The organism is Ferruginibacter sp. (genome assembly GCF_031430955.1).
GTDB lineage: Bacteria > Bacteroidota > Bacteroidia > Chitinophagales > Chitinophagaceae > Ferruginibacter.
Genome location: NZ_JANPCM010000598.1, coordinates 1 through 12,559, shown reverse-complemented (window position 1 = coordinate 12,559; position 12,559 = coordinate 1). Strand labels below are relative to the sequence as shown.

The 12,559-nt window shown below is 34.3% G+C and carries 10 protein-coding genes; 5 read left to right on the top strand and 5 right to left on the bottom strand.

From position 1 onward, the window contains the following. Window positions 1-80: 80 nt before the first annotated feature. Both ACY65O_RS16950 and ACY65O_RS16945 read right to left on the bottom strand, forming a co-directional pair. Entirely contained in the window at window positions 81-830 is a 750-nt protein-coding gene (locus tag ACY65O_RS16950) for a DeoR/GlpR family DNA-binding transcription regulator (RefSeq protein WP_462222046.1), read from the bottom strand. 225 nt (window positions 831-1,055) lie between these two features. Then, the gene (locus ACY65O_RS16945; protein WP_462222045.1) at window positions 1,056-2,486 is read right to left on the bottom strand and encodes a serine hydrolase domain-containing protein; all 1,431 of its coding nucleotides are present in this window, start codon (window positions 2,484-2,486) and stop codon (window positions 1,056-1,058) included. Window positions 2,487-2,539: 53 nt separating this feature from the next. Here ACY65O_RS16945 and serA point away from each other — a divergent pair, with 53 nt between their 5' ends. The 5 genes from serA (at window position 2,540) to ACY65O_RS16920 (ending at window position 8,065) form a co-directional block, all read left to right on the top strand. After that, complete coding sequence (serA, locus tag ACY65O_RS16940; protein WP_462222044.1) at window positions 2,540-3,778, top strand: phosphoglycerate dehydrogenase; 1,239 nt, start codon at window positions 2,540-2,542, stop codon at window positions 3,776-3,778. Between the two features lie 169 nt (window positions 3,779-3,947). Next, window positions 3,948-5,222 carry an NAD(P)/FAD-dependent oxidoreductase gene (locus tag ACY65O_RS16935; RefSeq protein WP_462222043.1) on the top strand — a complete coding sequence of 425 codons (1,275 nt, stop codon included), beginning with the start codon at window positions 3,948-3,950 and terminating at the stop codon, window positions 5,220-5,222. Window positions 5,223-5,252: 30 nt separating this feature from the next. Then, a complete protein-coding gene (locus tag ACY65O_RS16930) occupies window positions 5,253-5,966 on the top strand; it encodes a YqjF family protein (protein WP_462222042.1) in 714 nt (237 codons plus the stop codon). Between the two features lie 154 nt (window positions 5,967-6,120). Beyond that, window positions 6,121-6,897: a hypothetical protein gene (locus ACY65O_RS16925; RefSeq protein ID WP_462222041.1), complete on the top strand. Its 777-nt coding sequence runs from the start codon at window positions 6,121-6,123 to the stop codon at window positions 6,895-6,897. Between the two features lie 172 nt (window positions 6,898-7,069). Then, entirely contained in the window at window positions 7,070-8,065 is a 996-nt protein-coding gene (locus tag ACY65O_RS16920) for a cation diffusion facilitator family transporter (RefSeq protein ID WP_462222040.1), read from the top strand. Between the two features lie 65 nt (window positions 8,066-8,130). Here the strand turns inward: ACY65O_RS16920 and ACY65O_RS16915 are convergent, their stop codons facing one another. From ACY65O_RS16915 to ACY65O_RS16905, 3 genes are all read right to left on the bottom strand, one after another. Beyond that, window positions 8,131-10,296 (bottom strand): hypothetical protein, encoded by a 2,166-nt coding sequence (locus ACY65O_RS16915; RefSeq protein WP_462222039.1) that lies wholly within the window; start codon window positions 10,294-10,296, stop codon window positions 8,131-8,133. Between the two features lie 736 nt (window positions 10,297-11,032). Then, entirely contained in the window at window positions 11,033-11,740 is a 708-nt protein-coding gene (locus ACY65O_RS16910) for a VIT1/CCC1 transporter family protein (protein ID WP_462222038.1), read from the bottom strand. Between the two features lie 20 nt (window positions 11,741-11,760). Beyond that, window positions 11,761-12,559 (bottom strand): tetratricopeptide repeat protein (locus ACY65O_RS16905; protein WP_462222037.1); only part of this gene is annotated, 799 nt, incomplete at its 5' end.

Here is a 12,559-nt window from a genome sequence, read left to right as displayed (position 1 = left end):
ATAAAAAGTTTAATAAATAATAATTTACTGCGTTGTAGTTTTTTGGAGAATATTGGATAGGAATTTAAAAAATATTTTACTTACAGCACTGTTATGCCGGCATCTTTATAAGGCTGCAGCATAGGATGGTCGTGAGGTAATTCTGTAATTAAAATATCAATCTTTTCTAAATCGCAAACATGTATGGGTTGTATGGTATTTATTTTTTCGGATATGGTTAGGCAAACAGTTTTTTGCGATGCCGTGATCATAGCCTGTTTTAAATGCACTACATCCCAATCATTGTCGGTAATGCCATGCTGCAGATCAATAGAGTTAATGCCGAGAAAACAAAGGTCGGGCTTCAAACTTTTTATTCTTGTAAGTGCGTCGGCACCCAACGTTATTTTAGAATTTTTTGACAGTTTATCTCCAATAACAATTACTTCAATATTGGGGTGGTGCATATATTCAACAATTGCCGGTATGCTGCCCGAAATAAAAGTAGCAGATAAAGAAACAGGTAAAGAACGGGCTAGCTCAATAATTGTAGTGCCGCCGCCGGTTAAAACAAACATGCCATTTTTGATGAGCTTAACTGCTTTATCAGCAATTATCTTTTTATTATCCTGGGCATAAACTTTTTTAGGAGAATAGGTGATGTCGTTAAAAGCATGCGATAATGCACCGCCATGTACTTTAATTAATTTACCCTCTTCGGATAGTTCCTGTAAATCCCTGCGGATGGTATCTTCCGATACATCTATTTCTGTACTTAAACTTGCAGAAAGTACTTTATTATGTAGATTAACCTGGTGTACAATGTACGCCTGTCTTTCTTTTTTTAGCATTAGTTTTAGTAATTACGACACTAAAGTAAAGAAAAATATTGCAGAAAACCGCAAAAAATCTTCAATATTATTAACAATGTGTGCAAAAACCTGCAAGTGGATAAATTACGAACCTGCCGACAGGCAGGGTTGAAATTTTGGATTTAAGCATGAAGGCTTTCTAAGTATCAGAACTGTCTCTAAGCTTAAACAAATCTGAAATCGGCAATCTCAAATCTAAAATTGCTACTGCGTTTTTACTTTGTTTTTATCTTTAAATATTTGCTGCAGTTTAGCATCTTTTTTAGAAAGCCTGGGTTGTGGCACAACATTAATATTATTTAATGCAGTTAAACTGTCGGTTGGTTTGGTGTTATCATTTTCTTCATCATCTTCGGAGGTATAATAATCTCCAAAAAGATTGCATAGGATTTTTGCATGATAAATGTTACGGGTAAATTTATTGCCAATAACAATTATGGTAGCATTTTCTTTTAATAACCTTATAAAAGTTGCATTGCTGCCATGCCACCAGCCATTGTGAAAAATCATTTTCTTTCCATCGGGATAAATGTTCATACGCCAGCCGAGGCCGTAATTTTTAATACCGGGCTTTTCGTTGCTGTAAGGTGTATATGCCTGTGCTAAAGTTTCGGCAGTAAATATTTTATTGCTTGATAATGCCCTGTCCCAAATTAACAGATCCTGTGGAGTGGTATAAATATTTTTATCGCCATACACAGCATCTAAATAATTTAAGGGGATTAATCTTCCCCTCCAGTCGTAACTTAAATTTACTTTTACCGAATCGGTACCGGTGTACACAAAACTGTTTTTCATTTGTAAGGGTGTGAAAAATGTTTGCTGTAAAAACGCATCAAATTTTTTGCCGCTTACATTTTCTATTAACAGCGCCAGCAATGCATAATTGGTATTGCAGTAAGTAAAATGTTTATCAGGGGATGCAATATTTGGCAGTAAGCCTTTTTTTGTTATTAAATAATTCAGTACATCTTCGTTGGTAGCGGTTTTTTTTTCGTCCCACCCAAGCGTTTCCATAAAGTATAAATAGTTGGGCAATCCGCTGCGGTGGTTTAATAAAGAACGAATGGTAACACCGGGATAATTAAATGTTGTAAGGTATTTACTCAGTTCATCGTCAATATTTAATTTACCATCCTGCCATAATTTTAAAACAGCCATGGCTGTAAATGTTTTGCTTACAGATGCAATTTGTAATGGGGTACTGTCTGTAATAAAATCGTTGCCGGGTAGATGGCCGGTGCCGTTATATTTTTCAAAAACTATATTGCCGTTTTTTGCTACTATAATGCCGCCATTAAAACCTCTGAGTAATAATGCAGAGTCGTACCAATGCTGGCAGGCTTTATTCAGCCGCTCGTATTCTGCTTTAGTAAGTGGTAATGGTTTTGGTAATTCTATTATATTGGTATTAGAGTTTTTTTGAGCAGTTGCAGCATTTTTTTTTGTGGTTGACTGACAGGAAATAATGCAGGTAACTGCAATTATTAATAATGGAAAATAAGTAAAGGAACGGAGGTTTATTTTATAGCCGGGTCTGGTGACTAAGGCTAAAAATGTACAAGAGTTCCGAATTAACCGGAGGTTGCCATGCGACGCAAGAATGCGACACAAGCGATAAAAAATTGGTATCATAAAAGTATTAAGACTTAGATAAGATATATTTGCACAAATTACGTAGTAATATCATGCCAGAAAAAAAAATAACAAGTTATCCGAAAGAAAAAATTAATATTCTTTTTTTAGAAAATATCAGCGATGTGGCCGTAAAATATTTTAATGCCGCAGGCTATGCCACTGTTAAAAAAATAAATGGCGCATTATCAGAGGAAGAATTAATTGCGGCAGTAAAAAATGTGCATTTGCTCGGCATTAGAAGTAAAACGCAAATAACTAAGAAAGTTTTAGATGCTGCCGAAAAATTGCAGGCCATTGGCTGCTTTTGCATAGGCACCAACCAGGTGGATTTAAAAGAAGCTACTAAAAAAGGTGTGACAGTTTTTAATGCACCCTACAGCAATACCAGGAGTGTGGCAGAATTAGTAATTGGTGCATCAATAATGCTGATAAGAAAAATTGTAGATAAAAATAAAGCTGCCCACGAAGGCATTTGGAATAAAGATGCCAGCGGCAGTTACGAATTGCGTGGCAAAACTTTAGGCATTATTGGGTATGGAAATATAGGCAGCCAGTTAAGTGTACTGGCAGAAGGGCTTGGGATGAAAGTTATTTTTTATGATGTGGAAACTAAATTACCATTGGGTAATGCAGAAGACAGAAAATCTTTAAAAGAATTGGTAAGCCATGCCGATATTATTACACTGCATGTACCCGAGCTGGAGAGTACCAAAAATTTAATCAACAAAAACAATTTAAAATATTTTAAAAAAGGCAGCATATTAATAAACTACGCAAGGGGAGAAGTGGTTGATTTGGATGCGCTGGCTAAATTTATAAAAGAAGGACATATTGGTGGCGCAGCAATTGATGTTTACCCATGGGAACCAGAAAAAAATGGCGACAAATTTACTACACCATTGCAGGGATTAAGTAATGTGTTGCTTACACCGCATATTGGTGGCAGCACACAGGAAGCCCAACAGAATATTGGCGATGATGTAAGCAATAAATTATTTAATTATTTAGAGAAAGGAATTACGTACGGTTCTCATACCGTGCCTGCACTTAGCTTGCCACCACAGGAAGGCACACACCGTATTTTACATATTCATAATAATGTGCCGGGAGTATTATCCGAAATAAATACGCAACTGAGCAAACATAAAATAAATATTTTAGGCCAGTATTTAAAAACTAACGAGACTATTGGATATGTTGTTTTGGATGTTGATAAAGGGTTAAGCAAAAATGCGGTGGAGTTATTGCGTAAAGTAAAGGGGACTGTAAAGGTGAGGGTGTTGTATTAAGAAGTCCCTACGTTCTAAAGGTGGAGCATTGCATTTGGTGTATTGAAAACAGATGACTTTCTGCTGCAAGTACAAGAATAGGTTGTTCCCACGTTTATACACAAATAAATATTTTATATTTTCAAAATTTATTGAAAATAGCATATCTTTGTGCTATAAAAATAATAAAATGAAACTCATTATAATTGGGGGTGGCTTTGGCGGATTAAGGCTGGCACGTAACCTTAGTAACAAACCCGGTTTTGAAATTACACTAATAGATAAATTTAATTTTCACCAGTTTCAGCCTTTATTTTACCAGGTGGCTACTGCCGGGCTGGACGCCAGCAATATTTCTTTTCCGTTGCGTAAAGTTTTTCATAATAGTAAAAATGTGCGCTTTAGAATGGCAGAAGTACAGCAAATTATTACTGATAAAAATAAAGTTGTAACCACCATTGGAGAATTTGATTATGATGCATTGGTGATTGCCACGGGTGCCGATACCAATTTTTTTGGTAATAAAAATTTAACGGATAATGCGCTGCCTATGAAAAGCACTTTGGAAGCATTACAACTCCGCTATAAACTATTGCAGAATTTTGAAACAGCAATTAATACCAATGATGAAAAACTTATTGAACAGTTAATGAATATTGTTATTGTTGGCGGCGGCCCAACAGGAGTAGAGCTTAGCGGTGCCATTGCCGACATGAAAAAATATGTGCTGCCAAAAGATTATCCCGAACTGGATTTTACAAAGATGAAAATTTTTTTACTGGAAGGCGGTAATAAAACATTGGCAACAATGAGCGAAAAAAGCAGTGCAGATTCAAGAAAATATTTAGAGAAATTAGGCGTAACAGTTTTAACCAACAGCCTGCTAAAAGATTATGATGGAGAAAAAATTACATTACAGGATGGAAAAACTATTGATACCAAATTAGTGATTTGGGCAGCTGGGATAAAAGGCAATATTCCTGAAGGGGTTGATAAAAATTTAATTGCTAAAGGCAACCGTATAAAAATTGACCGTCAATGCAAAGTATCCGGCAGTAATAATATTTTTGCAATTGGAGATGTGGCGTATATGGAGGAACCTGCATGGCCTAACGGGCACCCGCAGGTAGCACCGGTGGCAACACAGATGGCAGATGTGATTGCAAATAATTTACGCAGTATTGAAATGAAGAGCAGCAAAAAAGCATTGGAAGAATTTGTGTACCACGATAAAGGCAGCATGGCAACTGTGGGCAGAAATTTAGCTGTGGTTGATATGCCCAAACCCAAATTGCATTTTAAAGGTTTTTTTGCGTGGATGATTTGGATGGGCCTGCACCTGATGCTGATACTGGGAGTGAAAAATCGTTTTTTTGTTTTTATAAACTGGCTCTATAATTATTTTACTTACGATCAAAATTTGCGATTGATATTTAAAGAAGTGAATAAAAAGAAAACAGATTGAACTATTACTTCCTTAATCTGTTTATAAAATATGCCTTCAACTTTTCTTACTGCCGAATGGAATAATTTAATAATGGCCAATTACATTATTGATCCTGCTGTTTTAAAACCATACCTGCCCAACAAAACCGAACTGGATTTTTATAAAGGCAATTGCTATGTAAGCTTAATTGGTTTTATGTTTGAAAAAACAAAACTGCTGGGAGTGAAAATTCCATTTCACAAAAATTTTGAAGAAGTAAACCTTCGTTTTTATGTGCGTTACAATGATAATGGCGAATGGAAACGCGGCGCTGTGTTTATAAAAGAAATTGTACCCAAACCTGCCATAAGTATTATTGCCAATAGTTTGTACAATGAAAAATATTGTACTATGCGGATGAAACATTTTTATACCCAAAACGAAAATGAAATACATTTAGGTTACCACTGGAAGTTTAAAAATAAATGGAATAAACTGGAAGCGACTGCAACAACTGAGGCCTTACCCATGCAACCTGGCAGCGAAGAAGAATTTATTGCAGAGCATTACTGGGGCTACTCCAAATACAATGCTCAAACTACTTTTGAATATGCTGTTCAACATCCATCCTGGAAGGTATATGCTGTAAAAAATTATTTAATTGATTGCGATTTTGCAAACTTATATAGTGAGCAGTTTTCTTTTTTGCAATATGTAAAACCAAATTCTGTTTTTATGGCCCAGGGTTCTCCTATTTCAATTTTAAAGAAGAGGAATTTGTAGTTTAGGGTTCATAAAACTATTTACCGCCTCTTATATTTTTTAAAAAGGTGAAAACACCTTTCTAAATTTTAAAAATTAAGTTCATTTTTGAGTATGTACTTAATACCCTACCTTCAATTAACACTAATTAAACCTAAAGCCTAAAGCCTAAATCATGAAAAGTAAAATTCTTTTTGCCGTAAGTATTTTATTGTTATCTACTTCTGCTTTTGCACAATACGATAAACCTGAAAAAGATAATGACGAAAGTGAAAAGCATTCCATGAATCTTTTTAAAGTAAATCTTACTTCAATTGTGTTGAAAAATTATTCTTTTCAGTACGAGAGAATATTAAACCGTAAGTTTTCTTTTGCTTTGGGTTTTAGAACAATGCCCAATGGTAAATTGCCATTACAAAGCATTATTGAAAAAATTGTTGGCGATGATGCAGAAGCAAAAGAGCAACTCGTAAATTTTAATTTAGGTAACACAGCTATTACGCCGGAGTTTAGGTTTTATGTGGGCAAAAAAGGTTATGGCCGTGGATTTTATTTAGCACCCTTTTATCGCAATGCCACCTACAAAGGCAGCGGTTTAAAATTTACTTATGAAAATACGGCAATGGTAAAAAATACTATTTCCATGGCCGGTGAATTAAAAGGCAATTCATTTGGATTAATGTTGGGGGCACAATATCATTTGGGTAAACACATCAGTCTGGATTTGTGGTTTCTTGGCCCACATTATGGCAATGGCAAAGGCGATTTTACAGGAAAATCTTCGCAACCGTTAACTCAGGTAGAGCAGGATGATTTAAAGCAGGAGTTGGAAAATTTTGATGTGCCGCTCACAACAAAAACGGTATCTGTTAATGCAAATGGTGCCAATGTAAAATTAGATGGGCCGTTTGGTGGTGTTAGATCCGGTATTTTAATTGCAGTAAGATTTTAAAAATGTTTTTGGTGTGTAGCCAAATGAAATTATTTTGAATTAGCAGCGGCTTAATATTCTAATTATATTGCTTTCATTTATTTTCAGCTTTATTAATAAGGGAGGTTTATAAACTATACATATTTGTAAATAATGGAATAAAGTAGCTTTTGTATCTTTAGGCCTTCAATTAATGCTATTGCAAACAACACATCAAAATCTCCACCTTCAAAAAATAATTACTGCAATTGCCATTCTTTTGTTTGTAATAAAAATTGTTGCCTGGTACCTTACTAATTCAGTAGCCATTTTAACCGATGCGTTAGAAAGTATAGTTAATGTTATTGCAGGATTGATAGGGGTGTACAGCCTTTATGTCTCAGCAAAGCCAAAAGATTACGATCATCCTTACGGGCATGGTAAGGCGGAATTTATTTCTGCTGCAGTTGAAGGAACCTTAATAACAGTAGCTGGCTTTATAATTATTTATGAAGCAATTATTAATTTGCTGAATCCGCATACCATACAAAAATTAGATTATGGTATTATGCTGGTTTCAATTACTGCACTAATTAATTATATTGCCGGTGCAGTTTGTATTAAAACCGGAACTAAAAATAATTCGCTGGCATTAATTGCAAGTGGTAAACATTTGCAATCAGATACCTGGAGCACATTGGGTATTATTGCAGGTTTATTACTGATATTATTTACAAAAATATCATGGATGGATAGCGCCGTGGCAATAATTTTTGCATTGATAATTATTTTTACGGGCTATAAAATTGTAAGAAGTTCTATTGCCGGCATAATGGATGAAGCCGATGAAGCTTTATTAAAAAAATTGGTAGCAACATTAAATACCCATCGAAAAGAAAACTGGATTGATCTGCATAATCTTCGTATAATTAAATATGGAGCAACAATACATTTAGATTGTCATCTTACTGTACCCTGGTATTTGAATGTGCATGAGGCACATAATGAAATTGATGCTTTATCAGCATTAGTTAAAGATGAATATGGAGAAGCTGTGGAGCTTTTTGTACACTCCGACGGTTGCCTTGATTACAGTTGTAATATTTGCCTGAAACAAAGTTGCCCAGTTCGTAAACATCAGTTTGAAAAAAAGATTGACTGGACAATAGCGAATATTTCAAATAACAACAAACATAAAGTAACTACATAAATAAAATAATAGCACAAAAAACTCCTTCTAAAATTCAGAAGGAGTTTTTTATTTGCAAAAATTATTTATTCTGCCGTAAAAATATTTTTAACTACTGTTGCATCTGTGGTAAATAATTTTAAATAATAAATACCTTTCGATATCGTTGGAGTAGTTTTATTAATTGTGTTCATGCCTTTCTGTATATTAACAGCTTCATTTAAAATAATTCTTCCCCCTTGGTCAAATATAATAAGATTAGCTTTTTGATTTTGTGTGCTGGCGATTTTAATTGTAATGTCTTTTTTGGCGGTAGCTAATTGGGCGGCTACAATATTTAATGATTGATTTGTTTTAGATAAAATAGAAACTGTGCTGCTGTATTCCTTACTGTTATCTTTATCAATCATTGCCAGCCTGTAATAATTAATTCCTGCCAGAGGAGCCGCATCAGTAAAGTAATAATTTATTTCGTTGGAGCTAAAACCGCTTGCAGCAACATTCCCAATAACTTCATAATCCTGTCCGTTACTGCTTCTCTCTATATTAAAATGACTGCTGTTTGATTCTGTGGACGTAGTCCATTGCAAAAGGTTATTTCCTTTATTTTCAGTAACTTTTATAGCAGTAAGTTTAACAGGTAAAGCACTGGTTACTTCTGCGTACCCCCTGTCTGGAGCAGTACCAAAATAAGGCAACCCTACGTAAACGCCAGCATCAATGAGTGGAGAAATAGTTTTTAAATGATAATCGCTAGTGGAAACAAATATCGGAAGCAGGTTTAAATTATTGCCAAGCGTATAATGTGTTGGTTGTGCATTTGCATACAAAGAGTTATTGCCGTTTCCATTATTATAAATATCGTTATAGCGGATATCTAAAGAATCCATAGGAATAGAACTGTTAGAAGTAATCCAGGCATTGGCAACATTCATCATAATGTTGTTTTTGATGTTTATATTTTTCTCATATCCAATTGCTAAGTTTCCCATTTCAATACCATAATTTATCCTGCTGCCCAATGCAGATACCATTGTATTATTAAACACATTAAAGTTGTTAACATAGTAATTATTTAATGGGGTGCCTTCGCTGGAGATAATTATAAAAGCACCATTATTGCCATCAATTCCAAACCTTCCAATATTAGATAATAAATTATTGCGAATGGTTATGTTGGTGACTGCATCACCAACCCTTGTGTTAAATAATAAACCTCCAGAAACATTGTTGAGTATATTATTTTCGATAATTGCCGTTTCTGTTCCGTACTCAAAAATAATTCCACTTTCATAATTATCATTTAAAATGGGTTGGCTAATTACATTATCATGTATCCATGCGCTATATGCATATGCTCCCTTTGTTTGTCTGTTCAAATCTATGGCACCCTGAATGGTATTGCCATAAATTTCTACTCCCTGTTCATCCGCCATTTCAATGGCAAAATCCCAGCCGCCATCACCGCCATAAGTACCATGAAATGGTATTTTTGTTAGGGTGTTATTATAAATTTTCATGCCTCTTGAAAAATTAAGCGCTTTAATAAGCCAGCCATTTTGCCCTAATGGACGCTGATTTTGTGTCATTACATTATCATGGATAAGCATGCCTTCTTGACCTATGGCCCATAATTGCCCCCTGCCAAAACCTCCAGAGTATTTGGCGCAATTGTTTACTATGTTATTGTAAAAAGAATTTCCGGTTGCATAAATACCCGGCTCATTACCATCAAAGCCCACCCTGCCTGCAAATAATACACCACTATCATCAAAATCAACAAAAGTGCAATTGTAAACTGATACGTTGGAACGGGCAAAAATTGTAATAGCCCATGATGTAGTATTTTGTCCATCAAACTTTAAATTACTTATGTGCTGGTTTCCTCTAGTCCCTTCGCTGCCACTACGGGCATTAATAATCTCTACCTGGTTAACATTTAAGGTAGATTTTATTATTGAAGTTATACCTTCACCTTCAATACTTACACCAACTTTCAAAAAAGATTGTTGTGTTTCAATATAGGTGCCTGCATTTACATGAATAATGTCACCAGCACCAGAAACTGTTGCGGTAGCTTTATACAATGTCTTCCAGGGATTAGCGGAAGTGCCGTTACCAGTTACATCATTACCTGTTGGGCTAATGTAAAAAATTGTTGCAAAACCTGAAAGTACAAAACAAAACAAAAAAGTGAATAGTGAGAAAAACGCAGGCATAATTCTCCTGACAGGGGATTGGATAGTTTTCATTTGGATTCTTTTTAGTTTTTAATTGGATATTGGTTAAAACTTTTTTTTGATCGCTCAATAAAAAGCCTGATGCAAACTTATACAACACTAAAATTGTAAAATGTAGTTTTTACTACTAAGCTTTTGTAGTAATACTTTTAATTGGTGGTGAAAATTTACTTAGCGTAGCAATTCACCTACAATTAAAATTGTTTTCACAATTTTTTAGTTGTGTTTACTTTACTGGTTGGGGATAAAAGAAGGGTAATTCTAAATCAATCAATGGAATGCTGTATTTTTTCAGCAAAGAACATTTTAAAAGATGCGTTTTAATTAAATTGATTTTGGGAATGCGGTGCTGTTATAAAATAATTGTATGCACCATGGATAAATATTATATTTCATAGGATTTATTTTTAAAACGGATTTGCTCATTATGTTGCAACAATAATACCAATCTTTTAATTTTCTAATTATTCTCAAATATTAATAGTTTCAATATAAAAAAATGTTTTTTTGTTTTTTAATTGCTGATTGATTTTAAAAATATTTTTACAATCAATCAGATTGCTATCTGCATCTTATTTTTAACGGGATAATTTTAAAATTATTTTTAAGGAAATAATTTTTACCGTATTAAAGTATTTTACGGTTAGTGAAAGTCTTTTATAAGCAAAAAATAAGAAAAATACGCAGTGCAATTACGGCAATTAATTTTTTATTTTACTACAAATGTAAAATAACGATGCTATATAAATTAATGCTCAAACAATTTTGCAACACCAAACGCAGCTGCTGCAGCCATTGCGCCTATTAAGGTAACTCTTAATGCACCCCACAAAGGATTAACACCGGTGATCTTACTTTTGAAAAACCCAAAAACAAAAAGGCATATCAAAGTGGCTACAACAGAAATTTTTAATGCCTCGGCTGAATTACTGATAAAAAAATAAGGGCTTAACGGAATGATGCCACCGGCTACATAAGACAAGCCAATGTTCAATGCACTCTTTGTTGCCCTTTTGGGATCTGGTTTTTCCAAACCTAATTCGTACTTCATCATAAAATCTACCCAGCGGTCTTTATCCTGAGAAATTTCTTCAGTAGCCTGTTGTTGTAATTGCGGACTTAAACCAATGTTGGCAAAAAATTCTTTTGTCTCTTCAATTTCACGATGCCGTAAATTTTCCACTTCATCATATTCTCTTCTTTTTTCACTTTTATAATGATCCTGTTCTGTTTTACCAGCCAGGTAACCGCCAAGGCCCATGGCAATACTGCCTGCACATATCTCGGCTATGCCTGCAATAACTATTATACCGCTGCTGGTAACAACACCACTTAAACCTGCAGCTAAAGCAAAAGGAACAGTAAGCCCATCGCTCATGCCTATTACAATATCCGATAAAGCCTGAGAACTTTTTAAGTGCGTTTCTTTGTGGTCGTGATGCAAGTGTGTATCCATGTAATTTTTTTGAGAAACAATTATTTTGTTGAAGGGTTTAATTTATTTTCTTTTAATATTTTATAAAACAATTCTTCATTACCAACAGCTTTCATTTTTTTAAAATATATGGATATATTATTTTCTGCATCTACACGGTAAGGCGAATTAATTTCAACATAAGCATTGTAAGCCTTGCACATATTCTCCAGTGCTTTTTCTACATCACCTTTAAGTTCATACATTCTACCGGCACCGTAATATGCTTCCGGGTCATCAGGATAAATTTTATAAAGATTTTTGTAGGCCTCTAATGCCTTATCATAATCTTTTTTATATTCATACACAACAGGTATATTTTGCAAGGGCAATTTTCCTTTAGGGTCTAGTTGTAAAGATTTTGTATATGCTTCCAACGCACCATCCAAATCGCCTAATTTTCTTCTGCATACACCAATATTATCCCACGCAAAAGCAAATTTTTCATCCTGCTTTACTGCTTTTTCAAACCAGGGCAATGCGTCTTTAAAATTTTCTGTGCTAAATTCATTAATACCTTTGTCATAAAATTTAAGTGCTTTTTCATCTTTTGAATTGGAAAATTCAGATTCTTTATTATCTGATTTAACTGCTTTATTCAAAGACGTACAACTGTCTTTTAGCCATCTTTCCATTTCAAAATAATAGCGCTGATACTCCTGCGAATTTTTATTTGTATTTAAAATGATATTTTTATTTTTTGCATCACCTTTCATTGATTGATAAAGTTTAATAGCAAGTTGGTAAGCAGTTACCTCTTTATCAACGCAGGTAAAAATATCAGAAGCAATTTCTTTACTG

Excerpts from the sequence above, each read along its gene's own strand:
- ACY65O_RS16950 (WP_462222046.1), bottom strand. The coding sequence starts at position 830 with ATGCTAAAAAAAGAAAGACAGGCGTACATTGTACACCAGGTTAATCTA.
- ACY65O_RS16945 (WP_462222045.1), bottom strand. The coding sequence starts at position 2,486 with ATGATACCAATTTTTTATCGCTTGTGTCGCATTCTTGCGTCGCATGGC.
- serA (WP_462222044.1), top strand. The coding sequence starts at position 2,540 with ATGCCAGAAAAAAAAATAACAAGTTATCCGAAAGAAAAAATTAATATT.
- ACY65O_RS16935 (WP_462222043.1), top strand. The coding sequence starts at position 3,948 with ATGAAACTCATTATAATTGGGGGTGGCTTTGGCGGATTAAGGCTGGCA.
- ACY65O_RS16930 (WP_462222042.1), top strand. The coding sequence starts at position 5,253 with ATGCCTTCAACTTTTCTTACTGCCGAATGGAATAATTTAATAATGGCC.
- ACY65O_RS16925 (WP_462222041.1), top strand. The coding sequence starts at position 6,121 with ATGAAAAGTAAAATTCTTTTTGCCGTAAGTATTTTATTGTTATCTACT.
- ACY65O_RS16920 (WP_462222040.1), top strand. The coding sequence starts at position 7,070 with ATGCTATTGCAAACAACACATCAAAATCTCCACCTTCAAAAAATAATT.
- ACY65O_RS16915 (WP_462222039.1), bottom strand. The coding sequence starts at position 10,296 with ATGAAAACTATCCAATCCCCTGTCAGGAGAATTATGCCTGCGTTTTTC.
- ACY65O_RS16910 (WP_462222038.1), bottom strand. The coding sequence starts at position 11,740 with ATGGATACACACTTGCATCACGACCACAAAGAAACGCACTTAAAAAGT.